The 21,082-nt window shown below is 64.6% G+C and carries 24 protein-coding genes; 13 read left to right on the forward strand and 11 right to left on the reverse strand.

The annotated features are described in order from the left end of the window. The first annotated feature begins 7 nt into the window (after nucleotides 1–7). Nucleotides 8–706 (forward strand): DNA polymerase III subunit epsilon, encoded by a 699-nt coding sequence (gene dnaQ, locus BRAD285_RS33710; protein WP_006612673.1) that lies wholly within the window; start codon nucleotides 8–10, stop codon nucleotides 704–706. A 59-nt stretch (nucleotides 707–765) separates the two neighbouring features. Here dnaQ and secB read toward each other — a convergent pair whose 3' ends face one another. Further along, nucleotides 766–1,254, reverse strand: coding sequence for a protein-export chaperone SecB (gene secB / locus BRAD285_RS33715; RefSeq protein ID WP_035646920.1), 489 nt, complete (start codon nucleotides 1,252–1,254; stop codon nucleotides 766–768). 384 nt (nucleotides 1,255–1,638) lie between these two features. Between secB and BRAD285_RS33720 the strand changes: the two genes are divergently transcribed. The 3 genes from BRAD285_RS33720 to BRAD285_RS33730 all read left to right on the forward strand — a co-directional run bounded on the left by BRAD285_RS33720 (nucleotide 1,639) and on the right by BRAD285_RS33730 (nucleotide 4,767). Beyond that, complete coding sequence (locus BRAD285_RS33720; protein WP_006612671.1) at nucleotides 1,639–2,340, forward strand: Tim44/TimA family putative adaptor protein; 702 nt, start codon at nucleotides 1,639–1,641, stop codon at nucleotides 2,338–2,340. Nucleotides 2,341–2,499: 159 nt separating this feature from the next. Continuing rightward, nucleotides 2,500–4,179, forward strand: coding sequence for a murein transglycosylase A (locus BRAD285_RS33725; RefSeq protein WP_006612670.1), 1,680 nt, complete (start codon nucleotides 2,500–2,502; stop codon nucleotides 4,177–4,179). Nucleotides 4,180–4,191: 12 nt separating this feature from the next. Next, nucleotides 4,192–4,767, forward strand: a complete 576-nt coding sequence (locus BRAD285_RS33730; RefSeq protein WP_006612669.1) for a Smr/MutS family protein — start codon at nucleotides 4,192–4,194, stop codon at nucleotides 4,765–4,767. A 3-nt stretch (nucleotides 4,768–4,770) separates the two neighbouring features. Here the strand turns inward: BRAD285_RS33730 and BRAD285_RS33735 are convergent, their stop codons facing one another. From BRAD285_RS33735 to hslV, 5 genes are all read right to left on the reverse strand, one after another. Then, nucleotides 4,771–5,892, reverse strand: a complete 1,122-nt coding sequence (locus BRAD285_RS33735; RefSeq protein ID WP_006612668.1) for a hypothetical protein — start codon at nucleotides 5,890–5,892, stop codon at nucleotides 4,771–4,773. Between the two features lie 218 nt (nucleotides 5,893–6,110). Next, entirely contained in the window at nucleotides 6,111–7,415 is a 1,305-nt protein-coding gene (gene hslU, locus BRAD285_RS33740; protein ID WP_006612667.1) for an ATP-dependent protease ATPase subunit HslU, read from the reverse strand. Nucleotides 7,416–7,421: 6 nt separating this feature from the next. Next, complete coding sequence (locus BRAD285_RS33745) at nucleotides 7,422–7,934, reverse strand: GNAT family N-acetyltransferase (protein WP_006612666.1); 513 nt, start codon at nucleotides 7,932–7,934, stop codon at nucleotides 7,422–7,424. A 13-nt stretch (nucleotides 7,935–7,947) separates the two neighbouring features. Beyond that, nucleotides 7,948–8,547, reverse strand: coding sequence for a DUF2585 domain-containing protein (locus BRAD285_RS33750; protein WP_006612665.1), 600 nt, complete (start codon nucleotides 8,545–8,547; stop codon nucleotides 7,948–7,950). Nucleotides 8,548–8,550: 3 nt separating this feature from the next. After that, a complete protein-coding gene (hslV, locus tag BRAD285_RS33755) occupies nucleotides 8,551–9,111 on the reverse strand; it encodes an ATP-dependent protease subunit HslV (protein WP_006612664.1) in 561 nt (186 codons plus the stop codon). A gap of 196 nt (nucleotides 9,112–9,307) precedes the next feature. Here hslV and hisB point away from each other — a divergent pair, with 196 nt between their 5' ends. The 9 genes from hisB to coaA all read left to right on the forward strand — a co-directional run bounded on the left by hisB (nucleotide 9,308) and on the right by coaA (nucleotide 14,733). Next, nucleotides 9,308–9,901, forward strand: a complete 594-nt coding sequence (gene hisB, locus BRAD285_RS33760) for an imidazoleglycerol-phosphate dehydratase HisB (RefSeq protein WP_006612663.1) — start codon at nucleotides 9,308–9,310, stop codon at nucleotides 9,899–9,901. A 26-nt stretch (nucleotides 9,902–9,927) separates the two neighbouring features. Then, entirely contained in the window at nucleotides 9,928–10,455 is a 528-nt protein-coding gene (locus BRAD285_RS33765; protein WP_006612662.1) for a DUF2628 domain-containing protein, read from the forward strand. Further along, a complete protein-coding gene (gene hisH, locus BRAD285_RS33770; RefSeq protein ID WP_006612661.1) occupies nucleotides 10,452–11,102 on the forward strand; it encodes an imidazole glycerol phosphate synthase subunit HisH in 651 nt (216 codons plus the stop codon). The genes BRAD285_RS33765 and hisH overlap by 4 nt, the downstream gene beginning before the upstream one ends. A 57-nt stretch (nucleotides 11,103–11,159) precedes the next feature. After that, nucleotides 11,160–11,894, forward strand: a complete 735-nt coding sequence (gene hisA, locus BRAD285_RS33775; protein WP_006612660.1) for a 1-(5-phosphoribosyl)-5-[(5-phosphoribosylamino)methylideneamino]imidazole-4-carboxamide isomerase — start codon at nucleotides 11,160–11,162, stop codon at nucleotides 11,892–11,894. A 5-nt stretch (nucleotides 11,895–11,899) separates the two neighbouring features. Next, nucleotides 11,900–12,283 carry a hypothetical protein gene (locus tag BRAD285_RS33780; protein WP_050886896.1) on the forward strand — a complete coding sequence of 128 codons (384 nt, stop codon included), beginning with the start codon at nucleotides 11,900–11,902 and terminating at the stop codon, nucleotides 12,281–12,283. After that, complete coding sequence (locus BRAD285_RS33785) at nucleotides 12,280–12,567, forward strand: hypothetical protein (protein WP_006612659.1); 288 nt, start codon at nucleotides 12,280–12,282, stop codon at nucleotides 12,565–12,567. The genes BRAD285_RS33780 and BRAD285_RS33785 overlap by 4 nt, the downstream gene beginning before the upstream one ends. Beyond that, the gene (gene hisF, locus BRAD285_RS33790; RefSeq protein WP_006612658.1) at nucleotides 12,567–13,343 is read left to right on the forward strand and encodes an imidazole glycerol phosphate synthase subunit HisF; all 777 of its coding nucleotides are present in this window, start codon (nucleotides 12,567–12,569) and stop codon (nucleotides 13,341–13,343) included. The genes BRAD285_RS33785 and hisF overlap by 1 nt, the downstream gene beginning before the upstream one ends. Nucleotides 13,344–13,419: 76 nt before the next feature. Continuing rightward, on the forward strand, nucleotides 13,420–13,743 hold the full coding sequence (locus BRAD285_RS33795; protein ID WP_006612657.1) for a phosphoribosyl-ATP diphosphatase: 324 nt from the start codon (nucleotides 13,420–13,422) through the stop codon (nucleotides 13,741–13,743). A 33-nt stretch (nucleotides 13,744–13,776) separates the two neighbouring features. Continuing rightward, entirely contained in the window at nucleotides 13,777–14,733 is a 957-nt protein-coding gene (coaA, locus tag BRAD285_RS33800; protein WP_006612656.1) for a type I pantothenate kinase, read from the forward strand. A gap of 616 nt (nucleotides 14,734–15,349) precedes the next feature. Here coaA and BRAD285_RS33805 read toward each other — a convergent pair. The 5 genes from BRAD285_RS33805 to BRAD285_RS33825 form a co-directional block, all read right to left on the reverse strand. Continuing rightward, nucleotides 15,350–17,590, reverse strand: a complete 2,241-nt coding sequence (locus BRAD285_RS33805) for an ATP-binding protein (protein WP_006612655.1) — start codon at nucleotides 17,588–17,590, stop codon at nucleotides 15,350–15,352. A gap of 134 nt (nucleotides 17,591–17,724) precedes the next feature. Further along, complete coding sequence (locus BRAD285_RS33810; protein WP_035646916.1) at nucleotides 17,725–18,204, reverse strand: hypothetical protein; 480 nt, start codon at nucleotides 18,202–18,204, stop codon at nucleotides 17,725–17,727. Between the two features lie 136 nt (nucleotides 18,205–18,340). Then, nucleotides 18,341–18,952 carry a PIN domain-containing protein gene (locus tag BRAD285_RS33815; RefSeq protein WP_006612653.1) on the reverse strand — a complete coding sequence of 204 codons (612 nt, stop codon included), beginning with the start codon at nucleotides 18,950–18,952 and terminating at the stop codon, nucleotides 18,341–18,343. Then, nucleotides 18,915–19,361: a helix-turn-helix domain-containing protein gene (locus tag BRAD285_RS33820; RefSeq protein ID WP_035646914.1), complete on the reverse strand. Its 447-nt coding sequence runs from the start codon at nucleotides 19,359–19,361 to the stop codon at nucleotides 18,915–18,917. Before BRAD285_RS33820 ends, BRAD285_RS33815 begins: the two co-directional genes overlap by 38 nt. Before the next feature lie 179 nt (nucleotides 19,362–19,540). After that, nucleotides 19,541–21,079, reverse strand: a complete 1,539-nt coding sequence (locus tag BRAD285_RS33825) for a YifB family Mg chelatase-like AAA ATPase (protein WP_006612651.1) — start codon at nucleotides 21,077–21,079, stop codon at nucleotides 19,541–19,543. Nucleotides 21,080–21,082: the final 3 nt, after the last annotated feature.

Below are 21,082 nucleotides of genomic sequence, written 5' to 3' on the forward strand. Positions count from 1 at the left end.
TAGATCCATGCGTGAGATCGTACTCGACACCGAAACCACCGGCCTCGACGCCCTGCGCGGCGATCGCCTGGTCGAGATCGGCTGTGTCGAGATCATCAACCGCATGCCGACCGGCCAAGTCTTCCACGTCTACATCAATCCCGAGCGCGACATGCCGGCGGAGGCCTTCGCGGTGCACGGCCTGTCGAGCGAGTTCCTGGCGGACAAGCCGCTGTTTCACGAGGTGGTCGAGGACTTCCTGGCGTTCATCGGCGATGCGCCGCTGGTGATCCACAATGCGTCCTTCGACATCGGCTTCATCAATGCCGAGCTGGACCGGGCGAAGCGCGCGGCAATTCCGCGCGACCGACTGGTCGACACACTTCTGCTGGCGCGGCGCAAGCATCCGGGCGTGTCGAACCGGCTCGATGATTTGTGCTCGCGCTATGCGATCGACAATTCGCGCCGCACCAAGCACGGCGCGCTGCTCGACGCCGAGCTGCTGGCCGAGGTCTATGTCGACCTGGTCGGCGCCCGGCAGTCGCAGCTGATCTTGACTCAGGAGACGCAGGAGATCCGGATCGGCGGCGGCGGTGATACGCCACGCCGCCAGCGGGACGTTCCGCTGGCTCCGCGGGTGACCGATGCGGAGCGCGAGGCACATCGCGCCTTCATTGCCACCCTGGGTGACAAGCCGATCTGGACGGAATTTCTAGCGGGGTCGTGATCCCCGGCGCTGGGCCGCGGACCACGCCCTTCAATCATCGGCAGTAAAATCTTAACGGATCAGCTCTGGAGAACCTGCCCGCCCTGGGCCGCGGCCTGACGCTCCATGTTCTGGCGGTACAGGCTGACGAAGTCGACGGGATCGAGCATCAAGGGCGGGAAGCCGCCGTCGCGGACCGAATTGGCAACGATCTCGCGCGCGAACGGGAACAGCAGCCGCGGGCACTCGATCAGCAGCATCGGCGACAGGTGCTCCTGGGGAACGTTGACCAGCCGGAACACGCCGCCATAGACCAGCTCGAAGCTGAACATGACCTGGGTGCCGCTCTCGGCCTTGCCCTCGATCGTCAGCGTCACTTCATATTCCGTCTCGGCCAGCGCGTTGGCGCCGACATTGATCTGAATGTTGATCTGCGGCGCCTGGCCCTGGGGTGCCAGCGACTGCGGCGCGTTCGGGTTCTCGAACGAGAGATCCTTGATGTACTGCGCCAGCACGTTGAGTTGAGGAGGAGGGGCCGCCTCGGGGGTGGCGCCGTTACCGTTGGTCATCGAAGTGTTCTCCTGGCACAAAGGGCGGATCGTTGCGGCGCGTGGCTACCATAGGGCCGGCTTGTTCCACAAGGACGAGCCGAGGACGCCGTTAAGTCGCGGGAATACGGCTATTCGGCCCGGCATGCCTCTATTTGTCGCATCGGGGTCAGGCTGGAACGAGAGACCGGGCTCGCCTGTTCCATTTCCAGGCCCGCCCGATTTCCTCCTGGGTCCGAAACGGGTTAGGATGGGCGTGCCACAATGTGCCATTGGCCGGGCCCAATTCGATGACTACATCCGGGTCGACCAAGGGATTCACTGGTCTTTACCTGGTTCCTGTAGAACGGGTGCCCGGTGGCCGGGCTCCGCCTTCGGCTCGACAAGTCAGAAAGCGAACACGACGTGGACATTTATACCATCATCTTCCTGGCGTTGGCGGTCTTCATCTTCGTGCGCCTGCGCGCCGTGCTCGGCCAGCGCACCGGCAGTGAGCGGACGCCGTTCGATCACGCGGCTCGGAATGCCGTCCAGGGCGCGCCCGACAATCGCGTGATGCCGGTTCCCGGCGCGCCGATCGATCCGGCAGGCCCGAGCACCGGCGCGGAGTTCGGTGCGCCGAACGATCGCTGGCGGGGGGTCGCCGAGGCGGGAACGCCGCTTGCGCGCGGTCTCGATGCCATCGCCGCCAGTGATCCGTCGTTCGACCCGCGTCACTTCCTGACCGGCGCGCGCAGCGCCTATGAGATGATCGTGCTGGCCTTCGCCAATGGCGACCGCCGCGCGCTTCGCGACCTGCTGTCGTCCGAGGTCTATGACAGCTTCGATTCCGTCATCAAGGATCGCGAGAAGAACGAGCAGAAGACCGAGACGCGCTTCGTCTCGATCGACACCGCCGAGCTGGTCGGCGCCGAGGCGCGCGACCGTACCGCGCAGCTCACGGTGCGGTTCGTCTCGCAGATGATCTCGGTGACGCGCGACAAGATGGGCAATATCGTCGACGGCAATCCCGACAAGGTCGCCGACATCACCGACATCTGGACCTTCGCCCGCGACACCGGCTCGCGTGATCCGAACTGGAAGCTGGTCGGCACCGGCAGCCATTGATCAGGAAACGACGCGGACCGCCCGGTCACATTCCGTGTGAGCGGGGCCGCGGCTTTCGTCAGAAGGACGACGAGGCGCATTTCAGTTTTCGAAATCGCGATTTTCTAGAATCCCGTTTTTTCCGAGCTTTGCGTTGAGTGGTACTTTGACGGTGCAGGCATGGTTCGTGAAATTTGGAAGCGGGGTTTTACGACCCGTCACCTCAAATATTGGACTCCGGCGCTCGCGCTGAGCGTCGGAGCCGTCGTGCTCGCACCCTATGCAGCCGAGGCGGTACGTGCGCGGCATCGGTCGGCCGCGCCGCCGATGCGCCACCTGCCCTACCCCCAGCTCGACTCGCCGCTGGAAATCACCAACAGCCAGTATCAGCCGCTTGCGTGGAGTGACGTCCCCGGCTGGACCGATGATGATCAGCTCGCGGCCTACAAGACGTTCCGCGCCAGCTGCAAGCCGATCGCCGCGAAGCCGGATGGCGCGCCTGAGGATAAGGCACTCGGTGATTCCCTGCGCGACCCCTGCCGTGAGGCACGCGCCAATGATCTCACCGACAACGCGGCTGCGCGCGCCTTCTTCGAACGCAATTTCGAGCCGCTCAAGATCTCCAAGCTCGGCGACGCCGACGGCTTCGTTACCGGCTACTACGAGCCGGTGATCGAAGGCTCGCGGACGCAGAACGAGGTCTACAACGTTCCGGTCTATCGCCGCCCGTCCAATCTGTTCGTCCGCGGCTTCAAGCAGGACGCGACCAGCCTGCCGAACAAGGGCCCGGTGTATCGCAAGATCGGACGTCGCAAGCTCGTCCCCTATTACGACCGCGCGGAGATCGAGGATGGCGCGATCGAAGGCCGCGGGCTCGAAATCGCCTGGCTCCGCAATCAGACGGATCTGCTGTTCGCCCAGATCCAGGGCTCCGCGCGCATCAGCCTCGATGACGGCTCGACGGTGCGCATCAACTACGATGCCTATAACGGCCATCCCTATACGCCGGTCGGCCGCATCCTGATCGAGCGCGGCATCATTCCGCGCGAGCAGATGTCGATGCAGCGCATTCGCGACTGGATGGAGCAGAATCCGGAAGGCGCCAACGAGCTACGCCGGATGAACCGCTCCTACATCTTCTTTCGCGAGGTGCAGCTGTCGGAGAAGGACGAGGCCGTCGGCGCTCAGGGCATTCCGCTGACACCCGGCCGCTCCATCGCCGTCGACAAGTCGCTGCACGTCTATGGCACGCCGTTCTTCATCACCGGCGAGCTACCTATCGAATCCGAGAAGCAGAAGAATCCGTTCCACCGGCTGATGATCGCGCAGGATACGGGATCGGCCATCGTTGGGCCTGCCCGCGCCGATCTCTATTTCGGTGCCGGACAGGAAGCGGGCAAGGTGTCGGGCCGGCTCAAGCACAGCATCCAGTTCGTGATGCTGGTACCGCGCAGCCTCGATCCGGTCGCGCGCGGCCGCAAGATGCCGCTGCCGGATGCGCGTCCGTCGGAGAAGATCGCAAAATTGTTCCCGCAGGTCCTGCCGAAGGAGCCCGTCAAGGAGGCGCAAAAGGAGCCGGCGAAAGATCAGCCCAAAGATCAAGCTAAGGATCAGCTTAGGGATCAGGCGAAGGATCAAGTCAAAGGCCAGGATCAGGTCAGCGCTTCAGCCGCATCCGCCAAGGATGCGAACACAAAGGATGCGAAGGCCCCTGCGCCGGCTGCCGGCGCAAGCGCGACGACCACCGTGGCGCAGAACATGGTCGCCCCGATCCCACTGCCCGAGGCGAGGCCGCGGCTTGAAAGTGATCGCAATTCCCGCCGATTGCGTTATGGCAGGCGTTACCGCAATCACCGATGAACCGCCGTTTCCATGTCTGAAGATCCCGAGCCGCCGCGTGGCCGGCGCAAGCGTGGCCTCTCCGAGGACGAGCGCACGCTGTGGGAGACGGTGGCGCGCCAGGTGAAGCCGCTGCGCAAGGCATCGCGTCCGGTACGTCCGCATCCGCCGATGGCGACGGCCGAGCCGCAGCCGGACAAACCGATGACCACGCCCCGTCCGGTTGCGCCGCTCGTCGTTCCCAAGCCGGCCAAGCCAGCGATCCCGCCGTTGGTCTCGCTCGGCCGGAAGGAACGCTCCAAACTCTCACGCGGCCGTAGCGAGATCGACGCGCGGCTCGATTTGCACGGCATGACCCAGAGCCGCGCGCATCAGGCGCTGCATCACTTCCTGCACCGGGCCCAGCACGACGGCCTGACCTTCGTGCTCGTCATTACCGGCAAGGGCACCATCGGCGCCGATCCCGAACGCGGTGTGCTGCGGCGCCAGGTACCGCATTGGCTGAGCCTGCCGGAATTCCGCGCGTTGATCGTTGGCTTCGAAGAAGCCCATGTCGGCCATGGCGGCGCCGGCGCACTCTATGTCCGCATCCGGCGGCCGCGCGGCTGAGGATCAGAACGGCCTAATAATGCCGACGCGCGGCAGGACCGTGATGATCCAGCCGAGGATTGTGGTCTTGCGATCGTCACCATCGATCGGGGCGACAGACTTGGTTGCCGGCAGTGTCTTCACCGCATGCAGCATCAGCACCATGCAGACCATCCAGCTCGAGATCCAGCGCGAATAGTCGAACACCATCGCGAACATCACGAGATAAGCGAGGCCGATCACGATCAGCGCGGCGATGACGATCTGGCGATGCCGCGGCGAGTTTAAAGAATGGATGTGCTGCTTGAAGACACGCCATAGCGGCCGATGCAGCCACAGCAGCAGCGCGTAGACAGGCACGCCGAGCAGGTTGGACGGCAGCCGCGCCCAGGTGTCCTGCACCTCCTTGGACAGCGGCTGATACCAGACATAGGCGAACTGCAAGAGCTCGGTGCGCGACGGATCGACCATCCGCGTCTTCAGGTAGCTGACGAAGTCGGCCTCGGGCAGCGGCATCGTGCCGAGGAATTGCGCGGCAAAAAACAGCGCGCCGAGGCCGAGCAGTGCAATCGCGCCGACCGCGATATCCAGGCGCATGATCGGACGTATCAGGTAGTAGCGCAGCACGACGATGGCGGCGACGGTCGGCACGTACATCAAGAGATGGATGTGGTGGATCAGCACCAGGGCCGCCGAGATCAGCGCGGCGAGCAGCACGTAAGCCAGCGAGCGCGCCGGCACCAGCAGCAGGACGATCGCGCCGAGGCAGCCATAGATGTCGAAGTGCCCGAGCGTGAACAGGAAGTTCTTGAACACGAACGGCGAGCCGGCGGTGAAGATGAACAGCGGCAGCTGCGGCTGGCCTAGGCCGAACGTGCGTCGGAAGAGCTGAACAAACAAGCCGAAGGTGATCAGCCACACACCGCCGGCCAGCGCGAACACCAGCCAGACCGGTACCTTGGCGGTGAACAGCCCGACGACCGCCCCGATCAACGCGCGCTTGATGAAGCCGAAGTGATAGTCGACCAGCAGATGGATGTAGGGAATGTAGGGCGGCAGCGCGAGCTTGTGCAGGAAGACGCCGAGCATGACAGCGGCGTTGACGGCGAGCATCGCGCGCCAGTGTCTGCTGTAAGCGCCGCTCATGCGGCGGCCAAACCGACAGCAATGGGGAAAAAGTCGGCGCCACACCCACCGCTGTCGTCCCGGCCTCGAGCCGGGACCCATAACCACCGCCGTTCGTGGTGAGGCAAGGCTGGAGCGGCCATCTTGAACTACAATCAGCCTCGGTGGTTATGGGTCCCCGCGTTCGCGGGGACGACAACGGAATTTGCAGCTCGAACGGTGGTCAATATGTCAAGCAGCTACAAAATGAACCTACTCAGATCCGCATTCTTCGCAAGATCGCCGATGTGCTGTTGCACATAGGCGGCGTCGACGCGCATGGTTTCGCCTGATCGGTCCGAGGCGGTGAAGGAAATGTCGTCGAGCACGCGCTCCATCACCGTCTGCAGCCGGCGTGCGCCGATGTTCTCGACCGTCGAGTTCACGGCGACCGCGACGTCGGCGAGCGCATCGATTGCATCGTCGGTAATATCGAGCGTCACGCCTTCGGTCTTCATCAGCGCCACATATTGCTTGATCAGCGACGCCTCCGGCTCGGTCAGGATGCGGCGCATGTCGTCGCGGGTCAGTGCCTGCAGCTCGACGCGGATCGGCAGGCGGCCCTGCAATTCCGGCAGCAGGTCCGACGGCTTTGCGATGTGGAACGCGCCCGACGCGATGAACAGGATGTGGTCGGTCTTCACCGCGCCATGCTTGGTCGAGACCGTTGTCCCCTCGATCAGCGGCAGCAGATCGCGCTGCACGCCCTCGCGCGAGACGTCGCCGCCATGGCGGTTCTCGCGCACGCAGATCTTGTCGATCTCGTCGAGGAACACGATGCCGTTGTTCTCGACCACGCTGATCGCTTCCTGCACCAGCTGGTCGCTATCGAGCAGCTTGTCGGATTCCTCCGCGATCAGGATGTCGTGCGACGCCTCGACCGTGACGCGCCGCGTCTTGGTGCGGCCGCCGAGCTTGCCAAAGATGTCGCCGATCGAGATTGCGCCCATCTGCGCGCCCGGCATGCCCGGGATCTCGAACATCGGCATGCCACCGCCGGACGACTGCGTCTCGATCTCGATTTCCTTGTCGTTGAGCTCACCGGCGCGCAGCTTGCGGCGGAACGAGTCACGGGTCGCAGCGCTGGAATTGGCGCCGACGAGAGCATCGAGCACGCGCTCCTCGGCGGCGAGCTGGGCGCGGGCGGCGACGTCCTTGCGCTTGCGCTCGCGCACCTGGTGGATCGCGACCTCGACGAGGTCGCGGATGATCTGCTCGACGTCGCGGCCGACATAGCCGACCTCGGTGAACTTGGTCGCCTCGACTTTCAAGAACGGTGCGCCGGCGAGCTTGGCCAGCCGCCGCGCGATTTCTGTCTTGCCGACGCCGGTCGGGCCGATCATCAGGATGTTCTTCGGCAGCACCTCTTCGCGCAGGCCCGTATCGAGCTGCAGCCGGCGCCAGCGGTTGCGAAGCGCAATGGAGACCGCGCGCTTGGCGTCGGCCTGGCCGACGATGAAGCGGTCGAGTTCGGAGACGATTTCGCGAGGGGAAAAGTCGGTCATGGGGCTCTAGCTAGGCTCGGATGGGCGGCGAGGCAAGTCGGCGGGTTCGCAGGACATCAGCAGCGCCGGGCCGTCCGGCGTATGGACCACGCGCTCGCGCCGGAATCCCGCCTTTTCATAGGCGCGGATGGCCCGGGCGTTGGCCGGCGAGGGATCGGTGACCACGCGCGGGACGCCGCGCTGAAACATCAGGTTACAAAAGGCCCGGAGGACGAGCGAACCATGGCCCCGTCCGACACGCTGCGGGCCGGAGATGAACAGGTCGATGCCGCGAGTCCCCTCCGGCTGCGGACCGAAGCCGTCGTTCCATTGGGTGAGGGCGTAGCACTGCAGATAGCCGGCCGGTTCGCCCTCCATCAGCATGATGTACTGATCCATCGCCGGCTCGTCACGATCGCCGTCGAGCAACGCATATTGCTCGTCCGGATCGCCCCACCACTCGCGCACATGCGGCTGCTGCAGCCAGGCGCGGATTGCGGGCAGATCGTCTTCGGTCATCGCACGGAATCCGACATTCATCACCGCCCTGCCCTCACAGCAGCGGCGGCCCGGCCTGCCATTGCCGGATCGCCTCGGTCGGATAGATCAGCATCAGAATGTTGAGCGTCAGGTTGTCGCGGATATGCAGGCCGACGCCGATCTCGAACACGATCGCGATCAGCACGGTCAGCCAGACCGGCAGCACCCGCGCCAGCAGAAACCCCGTCATCATCGCGAGCGTATCGCCCACCGAGTTCACGATGCTGTCGCCGAAATAGTCGAGCGAGATCGTCGCGGCGCGATAGCGCTCGATGATGAAGCTGGAGTTCTCGACCAGCTCCCAGGCGCCCTCGATCAGCATCGCGATGATCAGCCGGCCCTGCCACGGCAGCCGCGGCACGATCAGCGCCGTCAGCGCGTAGAACAGAAAGCCATGGATGATGTGCGAGAACGTGTACCAGTCGGTGAGATGCTGGGAGTTCTCCGAGCTCTGCACCACGCCATGCCACAGCTTGACGGTGCCGCAGGCGCAGATCGGCAGCCGCCCCATCGCGAACAGGATCGCGGCTTGTAAAGCCAGCAGCGCGACGACGAGCCCGAGCCACAGCCCGGGCGACCGGCGGGACGCGATGCTGATCCCGTCCGCGACCATCGCCTACTCGGCCGACAGCGCTTCGATGGTGATGTTGCGGTTGGTGTAGACGCAGATGTCGGCGGCGATGTCGAGCGACTTGCGCACGATGCTCTCGGCGTCCTTGTCGGTGTCGATCAGGGCGCGAGCCGCGGCCAGCGCATAATTGCCGCCGGAGCCGATCGCCATCACGCCCGCTTCCGGCTCCAGCACGTCGCCGGTCCCGGTCAGCACCAGCGAGACCTCCTTGTCGGCCACGATCATCATCGCTTCGAGCCGGCGCAGATAGCGGTCGGTCCGCCAGTCCTTGGCGAGCTCGACGGCCGCCCGGGTCAATTGCCCCGGATACTGCTCCAGCTTGCTCTCCAGCCGCTCGAACAGGGTGAAGGCATCCGCCGTGGCGCCAGCGAAGCCGCCGATCACGTCGCCCTTGCCGAGCTTGCGCACCTTGCGGGCGTTGGACTTGATCACGGTCTGGCCGATCGAGACCTGGCCGTCGCCGCCCACGACCACCCTGCCCCCTTTGCGGACGGTCAGGATCGTGGTGCCGTGCCAGACGGTGGGCTCATGGGAAGATGCGTGCATGGAAAGTCCCTGGTTTGATGGCCTGATTTAGGCGCTCAGGGGCCGGGATACAATTACCGCGTCCCTGCCCTGCCCCGTCAGGCCTTGAAATCCGCTCACCATGGCCCGAGATCAGGCGCAGGGCGCGTCATCCCGCAGTAGCTAAGGTGTCATCCGCCTGATAAAAGGGCCGCGTTTTCAAGGGAAAGCTGACCCCATGCGTAGCGCGACCATCAAGCGCAAGACCAAAGAGACCGACATCGAGGTGTCCGTGAACCTCGACGGCACCGGCGTCGTCGAGATCGCGACCGGTATCGGCTTCTTCGATCACATGCTGGACCTGCTCGCCCGCCATTCCCGCATCGACATGACCGTCAAGGCGGTCGGCGACCTGCATATCGATTTCCACCACACCACCGAGGATGTCGGCATCGCGCTCGGCCAGGCCGTGCGCCAGGCGCTCGGCGACATGGCCGGCATCACCCGCTACGCCTCGATCCATATGCCGATGGACGAGACCTTGACCCGTGTGGTGATCGACGTCTCGGGCCGGCCGATGCTGGTGTTCCGCACCACCTTCGCGCGCGACAAGATCGGCGAGTTCGACACCGAGCTGGTGCGCGAATGGTTCAACGCGTTCGCCATGAACGCGGGCATCACCCTGCACGTCGAGACGCTGTATGGCGAGAACGCCCATCATATCGCCGAATCCTGCTTCAAGGGTCTGGCGCGGGCGTTGCGGACGGCGCTCGCGATCGACCCCCGCAACAAGGGCGAAGTGCCATCCACCAAGGGTCAGCTCGGCGGCTGATCTCCCTCCTCCAAGGGATTTTTGATATGCCCGTCTATACGGTTCACGCGCCCCTCGCCGCTGGAGCCGATCTGCGTTCGACGGATCGCTTCGTCTTCATCCGCGACGGCTTCCATCTGTGGGCCGCCGTGCTCGGCGCCGTCTGGCTGGTCTGGCACCGGCTGTGGCTGGCAGTCATCGGCTACATCGCGCTGGTGATCGTGATCGACGTGGTCCTCGCTCGGATCGGAGTCGCCGGCGGCGCCATCGCCAGCATCGATCTCCTGATCGCGATCCTGCTCGGGCTCGAAGCCTCCAGCCTGAAGCGCTGGAGCTACTCGCGCGGCAATTGGCGCCAGCTCGATGTCGTCGTCGCCGACGATGTCGATGCCGCCGAGCGCCGCTTCTTCGAGCGCTGGGCCTCCCGCCGCAGTGATCTCGGCTACGACAACAACACCGTCGATCGCGGCGCCGCGCCGCCGACGCGTGACAATGGCAACGGGCAGCGGCCGCCGCCGCCTTTACCCCATGCCAGCATCATTGGCTTGTTCCCTGAACCCGGAGGTGGACGATGAGCGTCGCAATCATCGATTACGGCTCCGGCAATCTGCATTCCGCCGCCAAGGCGTTCGAGCGCGCCGCGCGCAGCCTGGAGGATCCGCAGAAGGTTGTGGTGACCCGCGATCCCGACGCGGTCTATCGCGCCGACCGCATCGTGCTGCCCGGCGTCGGCGCCTTCGCCGATTGCCGCCGTGGCCTCGACGCCGTCGACGGCATGCTGGAAGCAATGACCGAAGCCGTGCGCCACAAGGCGCGGCCGTTCTTCGGCATCTGCGTCGGCATGCAGCTGATGGCGACGCGTGGCAAGGAGCATGTCACCACCGACGGCTTCGATTGGGTCTCCGGTGACGTCGAGAAGATCATGCCCCGCGACGAGAGCCTGAAGATCCCGCATATGGGCTGGAACACGCTCGACGTGCTGCAGGAGCACCCGGTGCTGGAAAAGCTGCCGCTCGGGCCGAAGGGCCTGCACGCCTACTTCGTGCACTCCTATCACCTCAATGCCGTCAACGAGAACGAGGTGCTGGCGCGCGCCGATTACGGCGGGCCGATCACCGCCATCGTCGGCAAGGACACGGCCATCGGCACGCAATTCCATCCCGAGAAGAGCCAGCGGTTCGGTCTCGCCCTGATTTCCAACTTCCTGAAATGGAAGCCGTGAGCGCTGTCGTCCTGTTCGCCTGAGGCGGGCAGGGCGCGCTCTTGAAAGACACCAGATATGATCCTGTTTCCCGCCATCGATCTGAAGAACGGCCAATGCGTGCGCCTCGAGCAGGGCGACATGGCGCGCGCAACCGTGTTCAACCTCGATCCCGCCGCGCAAGCGAAGAGCTTCGCGGACCAGGGCTTTGAATATCTCCACGTCGTCGATCTCGACGGCGCCTTCGCCGGCAAGCCGATGAACGCGCAGGCCGTCGAGGCGATGTTGAAAATCGTCAAGATGCCGGTGCAGCTCGGCGGCGGCATCCGCGATCTCAAGACCGTCGAGGCCTGGCTCAACAAGGGCATCACCCGCGTCATCATCGGCACGGCCGCCGTGCGCGATCCCGAGCTGGTGAAGACCGCCGCAAAAACCTTTCCCGGCCGCGTCGCCGTCGGCCTCGACGCCCGCGACGGCAAGGTCGCCGTCGAAGGCTGGGCCGAGACCTCCGAGGTCACCGCGCTCGACATTGCCAAGCGTTTCGAGGACGCCGGCGTCGCCGCGATCATCTTCACCGACATCGCGCGCGACGGTTTGCTGAAGGGTTTGAATCTGGACGCTACGATCGCGCTCGGCGACGCCATCTCGATTCCCGTGATCGCCTCCGGCGGCCTCGCCTCGATCGAGGACGTCAAGGCGATGCTGACACCGCGGGCCAGGAAGCTCGAAGGCGCCATCGCCGGCCGCGCGCTCTATGACGGGCGGCTCGATCCCGCCGAAGCCCTGGCGCTGATCCGCGCCGCGCGCGGGTAGGGCGCATGAAGCTCGAAGAGCTCATACGAACCGGATTGTCGCGGATCGACACGATCGCGGTCCGGCGGACCGCGCTCAATCCGGCGCTCTGGCTGGTGGGATTGGTCAGCCCGCTATCCTTGATCCTGGCAGCTTTTGCCTCTGATCCGTTCGCTCGGATGGTGCTATTCTGCTTTGCCGGGGCGCCGCTCTCGTTCGCGATGATCGGCTATCTGATCTTGCTGTTCCGAGACCCCGATCGGCTTCAATCGGAAGAATACAGAATACAACAGAGAGCCATTAATCTTCTTTACAGGCAGGGTCGCAGCACTGAGATTGTAGAAGTAGCGAACCAAGTGCCCAGGATCGAAACGTCCAGGTCTCTGCCGAGGCACGGAGAGAACGAATGAAAAACTTCCTTCTGGTTTTTGACGACGGAAGCGGATCAGACATCGACCTCAAGAAGTATGTCGATTCGCTCGACGCCGGTGCAGAAATCTACACTCTCGACGGCCATGTCTGCTTCGTGAAGAGCGACCTTTCGGCTTCCGAGCTTTCGAGCCGGCTCTTGAAGTTCGCGGGATCGAGCCTGTTCTTCATCGCGGACATCAGCAATTCCGAATACGAAGGTCGGATGCTAGGCGTCTTCTGGGACTTTCTGAAGTCACGCACTTTCGCATCGGCAGCAGAGTAATGTTCAAGGTCCGCGTCATTCCCTGCCTCGACGTCAAGGACGGACGGGTCGTCAAGGGCGTCAACTTCGTCAATCTGCGCGACGCCGGTGATCCCGTGGAAGCCGCGATCGCCTATGACGCCGCCGGCGCCGACGAGCTCTGCTTTCTCGACATCACCGCGACCCATGAGAACCGCGGCATCATGCTCGATGTCGTCCGGCGCACGGCGGAGGCCTGCTTCATGCCGGTCACCGTCGGCGGTGGCGTCCGCACCATCGACGATATCAAGACCCTGCTGCGTTCCGGCGCCGACAAGGTGTCGATCAACTCGGCCGCGGTGGCGCGGCGCGAGTTTGTCAAGGAAGCGGCGGAGAAGTTCGGCGAGCAGTGCATTGTCGTGGCGATCGACGCCAAGTCGGTGTCGCGGCCGGGCGGCGGCTCGCGCTGGGAGATCTTCACCCATGGCGGCCGCAAGTCGACTGGGATCGATGCGCTGGAATATGCCCAGGAGGTCGTAGCCCTCGGCGCCGGCGAGATCCTGCTGACATCGATGGACCGCGACGGCACCCGCCAGGGGTTCGATCTGCCGCTGACCCGCGCGGTCGCCGACAGCGTCCCGGTGCCCGTGATCGCCTCCGGCGGCGTCGGCAATCTCGATCACCTGGTCGACGGCATCCGCCAGGGCAGGGCGACCGCGGTGCTGGCCGCCTCGATCTTCCATTTCGGGGAATTTACCATCCGGCAGGCCAAGGAGCACATGGTTCGCCAGGGGCTGCCGATGCGGCTCGATCCCTGACGACATTGCGCCGCAAAAATGTTAGATGAACGTGGGTCCGGCCGCTGCGGCCGACCCGCGTTCTGAGAACTGGCTGATGTCCCGCTTCACGCTTCACGACCTGGCTGCCATCATCGACGCGCGCGCCGCGGCGGGCGGTGAGGCGTCCTATACGCGCAAGCTGCTCGACAAGGGCCCGGCGCAGTGCGCCAAGAAGATGGGCGAGGAGGCGGTCGAGACCGTGATCGCCGGCGTCGGTCCCGACCGCGAGCATCTGATCTCTGAAAGCGCCGATCTGCTGTTTCATTTGTTGGTGTTGCTGAAGTCGCGCGACATCCGACTCGACGAGGTCGAGGCGGCGCTCGGCAAGCGGACCGGCCAATCCGGCCTGGAAGAAAAGGCGTCGCGCAAGACGGAGTAGGGCGCGACGGCGGGGGAAACGAAGGGCAGCGTCATGGATATGCGCACCACAGAACAACAATATAATCCGTACCGCGTCTTCACCCGCCAGCAATGGGCCGAGCTGCGCAACGATACGCCGATGACGCTGGAGCCCGGCGAGTTCTCCAAACTGCGCTCGATGCACGACCGCCTCGATCTGCAAGAGGTCGAGGACATCTATCTGCCGCTGTCGCGATTGCTGTCGATGTATGTCGATGCGGCGCAGCGGCTGTACTACGCGCAGCGCCAGTTCCTCGGCATCCGCGATCGTAAGATGCCCTACATCATCGGCGTCGCCGGCTCTGTGTCGGTCGGCAAGTCGACCACCGCGCGCGTGCTGCAGGCACTGCTGACGCGCTGGTCGCCGCGACCTAAGGTCGATCTCATCACCACCGATGGTTTTCTGTTTCCGAACGCCGTGCTCGAACGCCAAGGCCTGATGCAGAAGAAGGGCTTTCCGGAGAGCTACGACAAGGCCCGGCTGCTCGCCTTCCTCTCCGACATCAAGGCCGGCCGTCACCCGGTCCGCGCGCCGGTCTACTCGCATCTCAGCTACGACATCGTCCCCAACCAGTGGACCGAGATCGACCAGCCGGACATCCTGATCGTAGAGGGCGTTAATGTCTTGCAGACCGGACCCTTGCCGCGCGACGGCAAGGCGGTGCCGGTCGTCTCCGACTTCTTCGACTTCTCGGTCTACATCGACGCCGACGAGGCGGTGCTGCGCAAATGGTACGTCAAGCGCTTCCTGTCGCTGCGCGACACCGCCTTCCACGACCCGCGCTCCTACTTCAACCGCTACGCGCTGCTGTCGGATGAAGAAGCCACCGCCACTGCGATCGCGATCTGGGAACGCACCAACCTCGCCAACCTCGAAGATAACATTTTGCCGACGCGGCCGCGCGCAACCCTGATCCTGAAGAAGGGCGCGGACCATGAGATCGAAACGGTGGCGCTGCGGCGGCTTTGAGTTGAATTGCTCAAGCGGATGCGGACATCAGCCCGAGTTGATGTCTTCCTGTTGGAAGTGATGAGCACGGTCTTGAGCCTTGCGTCGTCCTAACCTCTCCCCGCTCTTTGCGGGGAGAGGTCGGATTGCGCAGCAATCCGGGTGAGGGGCATGGACATACGTAGTTCAGATCGAAGTCTATCGGACAGGCGCAGCGGCTGTGCGGTGCAGAGAATTAGCACTGCCCGTGCAGCTGCCCCTCACCCCGACCCTCTCCCCGTGAAGAACGGGGAGAGGGAGCGCACCGCCCGTGCCGGCGCGTCTCGGATCACTCGCGGCATGTAAGCAATCTGCTCTCGACGCGGGTGGATGATTTCGTCTTAGTTGTTGATGCGATCAATCTCGGCGCAGCCGCTCTAACCTCTCCCCGCTCTTTGCGGGGAGAGGTCGGATTGCGTAGCAATCCGGGTGAGGGGCATGGCACATAGGTAGTTCAGATCGTAGGTCTAACGGACGGGTACGGCGGCTCTGCGGGGCTGGGAATTAGCACCACCCGTGCAGCTGCCCCTCACCCCGACCCTCTCCCCGTGAAGGACGGGGAGAGGGAGTCCAGGCACCGTACTTGCTACAAAGTCAACTACGCCGCGACCTGCCGGGCCGCCGCCAGATTGGCGAGCGCCTCGTCCAGCTTGTCGCGGTCGATTGGCTTGACCAGAAATCCGTCCATGCCGGCCTCGAAGCACGCGTAGCGGTCCTCGACCAGTGTATTCGCCGTCAGCGCCAGGATCGGCGTGCGTCGTCCTGGCTCGCTGGCTTCGAGCGCGCGGATGCGCTTGGCGGCGGCGATGCCGTCGAGGCGGGGCATCTGCACGTCCATGAGGATCAGGTCGTAGGGTGTGCCGGCCGACCGTGCCGCGAGCCAGGAATCGAGCGCCGCCTCGCCGTGCACGGCGATATCGGCGTGATGTCCGAGCTTGGTCAGCAGTGAGCGCATCAAGAGCGCGTTGATGTCGTTGTCCTCGGCGACCAGGATCGAGAGGCCGGAGCCGGCGCGCGCGGCGATCGGCGGTGCGATCATCGGAACGGGATCGTCGATCAGCGCTGAGGCTGCGCCATCGGCGTCGAAGCCGACGCGCGCGGCGAGGGAGGCGGCCCGGAGCGGCTTGACCAGATATCCGTTGAAGGGCGCCGTTGGCGCCAGCTCATGGCGGCTCACGGGTGTGACGAGCACGATCAGCCGCGTCGTATGACGCTGCGCGGTTGCTCCGAGGCGGCGCGCGGTCTCGCTGCCGACGGCGTCATCGACCAGCACCGCGTGCCAGTTGCGCTCCGGCAGCAGTGCTTCCGCCACCTCGGTCTCCGCGACGAGGCAGGTCTGCGCGCCCCAGTTCTGCAGGCGCCGCTCGATCAGCTCAGCCTGAAGGCCGGGCGGCGCGATCAGCATGATCGACTGCCCGGTAAGATCGGGGCCGCGGAAACTGTTCTGCTCGCCGCGCTCCAGCGCGGCCGGTAGCGGCACGGACACCTCGAACGTGGAGCCGGCGCCGACCTCGCTCTCCAGGCTGATCCGGCCGCCCATCCGCTTGACGATCCTGTCGGAGATCGCGAGTCCAAGTCCGGTGCCGCCGAAGCTGCGTGCGACGCTGTCGTCGGCCTGCTCGAACTCGCGGAAGATGCGCTCCTGCGCGTCCGCGGCGATGCCGATGCCGGTGTCGCGAACCTGGAAGCTGATCTCGTTCGGCCAGATCCCGGGCTCGGCAATGACAGCGATGCCGCCCTTGGCCGTGAACTTGATGGCGTTGCCGGCGAGGTTGAGCAGCACCTGGCGCAGCCGCGCGGCGTCGCCGGTCACGAAGGTCGGCAGGCGCTCGTCCATGTAGGCCGCGATCTCGAGCTGCTTGGCTTGCGCGCGCGGCGCCAACAGCTCGGTGATCTCCTCGATCAGCACCGCAAGCGAGAACGGCTGCGCTTCGAGCGCCAGCTTGCCGGCCTCGATCTTGGAATAGTCGAGCAGCTCGTCGATCAGCGACATCAGCGCCTCGCCCGAGCGGCGCACCGCCTTGGCGTAAGTCGTCTGCTCCGGCGTGAGCTGTGTCTCCAACAGCAGACCGCTCATGCCGAGAATGCCGTTCAGCGGCGTGCGGATCTCGTGGCTCGCCATCGCCAGGAAGCGCGACTTGGCGCGGTTGGCCGCGTTGGCCTGGTCGCGCGCGTCCGCCAGCGCCCGCTCGGTCTCGGTGCGGTCGGTGACGTCGCGGCCGACACATTGCAGCAGGGCGGGGTGGCCGGCATCGGAGCGCACCAGCGCCTCGCGCCACGCGATCCAGCGTGGTCCGATCGCGCTGTCGATGCGTTGGTCGTGCACGCGCGTGCCGTTCGGCTCCAGCGCGCTCTCGCCCTGCTCGATCAGCGCGAAGGCGAACCGGCTGCCGACCAGGTTTTCGCGATCGAGTCCGGCCATCTGGCAATAGGCGTCGTTGACGAACACGACTGTTCCGTCCTGCTCGCGCATGATGATGAGATCACCCTGCTGCTCGAACAGATTGCGCGCGCGCTGCTCGGCCTCCTGCAGCTCCCAATTCCGGTCCGCCAGCACCTCGTTGTGCAGCACGATCTTCTGCATCTTCTTGTTCACGAAGCGCAGCCGCATGCTCAGCGTGGCGAGACCGACGCAGGCGAGGGCGAACAGGAAGCTCGCGCCGATCGCAAAGGTGTGCGGATTGTAGCCGGAGTTCTCGGACATGCTGGCTTTGATGAAGCCATAGGCGCCACCGAAGCCGGCGGAGAAGATCATCAGCGAGCGCAGAATCGCGACGATGGTGCGGTGACGGCGCATGAACCGGCGCAGCTGCAGCCTGATACGAAACATCCGTCCCATCGTTCACCCCTGACGATCTCGATTCCAATGTCCTGGCCGGCCGCACCATGCGGCCTCGGTCTTGCTGAGCCTTTGAAGGCCGCGGCACGCGCAGCTGACGCGTGCAGAATTGGTGAACCGGGCGTTAGCCCGGCTCACAGCACCGGATTGACCGGAGGTGAGGAATGATGGCGCGCCGCGACGATCAGCGCGGCGGCCTCTCGCGCCGTGGTGCGGCTGGAACGCATGTCAATGCGATCGTCGGCACGTCCATCCGCCGCATCGTCACGGGCGAGATCAATCAGCGGCGCGCTCTGAAGCGGATCGGCGGCGATCGCGACGGTTTGGGTGGCGGCCGTCATGCCGCAGCCCTGATCCTCTTTCACCGGCGCATCGTCGACCACGACGAGATCGGCTGTCTCCGGAGATTCGGCCAAAGCCACACGAACCGTGGCGAGCGCCGGATCATCAGTGAAGTCGACATGCAGATCGGCAGGAAACGGCGCGGAGCCGATCGTCACGGTCTCGGCGCCGACGGCGATGCAGGGCTGCGGGGAGGGCGCCCATTCGAGCTTGGCAAAGACCGCGGCTGCGATCAGCGGCACGGCCGAAACAAGTACCTTGAAACGCAACATGACACGCACCGACGCAACAGGCCTAGGGCCGGAAACGCGGCCCTTATGGTTGTCGGAGCGTAAAGAGAAGTCGTTACCAGATGGTTGAAGAGAAATTGAAACGATAAGAGCATTATGGGGAACAGACTGAAGTCGATTAAATGACCTCAGAGTAGGCGCGAAGGTGCGCGACAGTTTGGGGGAGTCCGCATCTTTCGAGGGCGAGCAAATACTGGATGGCGTCCCTGGGATTTCTCTTCAGCCTCAACCTGCATCGGCGCGCGGCATTCAGGACCGCTGCCTCGTTCAGTCCAAACTGGTGCACGAGGAATTCGTCGGGGTGCTGTGGTTCGATATGGTGGATTGCCAGCGTCTCTACGGGAAAGTCTTTGACGTTAAACGTCACGATGGCGTCTGCGCCGCAGTGAATGCCGGCCGCCAACACGTGTCGGTCGTCTTCGTCAGGTAGATCGAGGGCGTCAATGATAGATTCGTACCCGGTGACCAGACAATCGGGAACGGCGTTGTTCATCAAGTGTCTTGTTCTCTCGAGTTTCGCCAGGTCGAGATCTGGCCGCTTTGCAAGCAGGTTGGAGATCCACTCATCGTGGATTCTGTCGCTCCATTTTGCGCGAAACAGTCCCATCGACGCGGTCTCCATCAAAAGATCCCGCAGTGGGGCTGGGTATAGAGTGCAAGCGTCGAGGATGACGGTGTAGCGAGAGTGGTTGCTAATAGCCCATGTCCTCTTGCTCGGCTTGAGCCGCAAGCTCCTCCATGATCTCCCGGCGGCGCTTCTCGAACGCTGCGCGATAATCGACGAGATCCTGGAATCGAACGCGTCGATGTGTTCCCACCTTGTGGTAGGGAATCCTTTTTTCCTCGAGCAAGCTGACGAGATGTGGCCTCGAGACGTTTAGATAGTCTGCCGCCTCCTGTGTCGTCAGCACCGCATGGATGGGAATGATCGTGACCGCATTGCCCTGAGCCATCTCTGTCAGAAGATGGGCGATGAGCCGTGTGGCCGCCTTCGGCAAGGTGAGTTCTTGGCCGTCGTCCAATCTGACCTTGAGCTCTGAAGGCTGCTTCGTTGCAATGGCTCTCGAAGCTTCCTGGGCAAGGGCGGTATCTTCCTTCGAAGGAAGCGTGATTGGTCTCTCTAGATCTCGTGCGCTCATTTTCCATTCCCCTGGAAACACGATAGGGATAGCCGAGCATAATCGAAATAATCGAAACGCGCGAAGACAGGCTTGGTTTCAAATAGAATATTATTCTAGAAATTGGCCTGATATCGGTCGTATCAAGTAAATCAATCTAAACAGCTCGTCGGAAGGGAACGAAGCGCCGAGCGCTTTCGTCAGGCCGCGTGGCGATTGTCCTCGGCCAGCGCCCGATACGACAGCGCCTCCGCGAGATGCAGGCGGCCGATCGTCTCGGCATGATCGAGATCGGCGAGCGTGCGGGCGACGCGCAGCACGCGGTGATAGCCGCGGGCGGACAGCCGCATCGTCTCGGCGGCTTCGCGCAACAATTTTTGTCCGGGCGCATCGAGCTTGGCGATGTCGTCGAGCACGGCGGCGGGGGCTTCGGCGTTGGTCCGGATGTGCGGCAAGCCGGCTTTGGCGTAGCGCTCGCGCTGCAGGTCGCGCGCGGCGGCGACGCGGGCCGCGACCTCGGCGGAGCCTTCCCGCGCGGGCGGCAGGATCAGGTCGGCCGCGGTGACGGCGGGCACCTCGATGCGCAGATCGATACGGTCCATCAGCGGGCCGGAGATGCGGGTCTGATAGTCGGAGGTGCAGCGGTCGATGCGGCCGCGCTTGCAGGCATAGCCGGGCTCGAAGGCGTTGCCGCAGCGGCACGGGTTCATCGCAGCCACCAGCATGAAACGGGCAGGGTAGGTGACGCGGTGATTGGCGCGCGAGATCGAGACCTCGCCGTTCTCCAGTGGCTGACGCAGCGAATCCAGCACGCGCGGATCGAACTCCGGCAACTCGTCGAGAAACAGCACGCCCTGATGCGCCAGCGAGATCTCGCCGGGCCGGGCGCGCAGGCCGCCGCCGGTCAGCGCGGCCATGCTCGCCGAATGATGCGGGCTGCGGAAAGGCCGCCGGTTGGTCAACGCGCCGCCCTCGATCTCGCCGGCGACCGAGGCGATCATCGAGACTTCCAATAGCTCGGCAGGCGACAGCGGCGGCAGGATCGATGGCAGCCGCGCCGCCAGCATCGATTTGCCTGCGCCAGGAGATCCGATCATCAGGAGATGATGCCCGCCAGCGGCGGCGATCTCGAGCGCGCGCTTGCCGCTCTCCTGGCCCTTGATGTCGCGCAGGTCGAGCAGGCTCGCGGGCGCCTCCTGGATTTTCGGCTGCGGCCGCGACAGCACCTGCGTGCCCTTGAAGTGATTGGCGATCTGGATCAGCGACGTCGCCGCGATGATCTGCAAATCGGGACTGGCCCAAGCCGCCTCGGCGCCGCAGGCTGCCGGGCAGATCAATCCCTCCTCACGCGCATTGGCGCCGATCGCCGCCGGCAGCACGCCCGCCACGGGCGCGATCGAGCCGTCGAGCCCGAGCTCGCCGAGCACGGTGAATCCGCTGAGCGCATCCGGCGGAATCGCGCCGATGGCGGCCATCAGCCCGAGCGCGATTGGCAGATCATAATGACTGCCTTCCTTGGGCACGTCCGCCGGCGCCAGATTCACCGTGATGCGCCGCGCCGGCAGCGCCAGCCCTGAGGCGATCAGTGCCGAGCGCACCCGCTCGCGCGCCTCCGAGACCGCTTTGTCCGGCAGGCCGACGATCGCGAACGCCGGCAGTCCGGGCGCGACCTGGACCTGCACGTCGACCGCGCGGGCCTCGATCCCCTCGAAGGCAACGGTGGAAACGCGCTGGACCATGGT

The sequence above is a fragment of the Bradyrhizobium sp. ORS 285 genome (genome assembly GCF_900176205.1).
GTDB lineage: Bacteria > Pseudomonadota > Alphaproteobacteria > Rhizobiales > Xanthobacteraceae > Bradyrhizobium.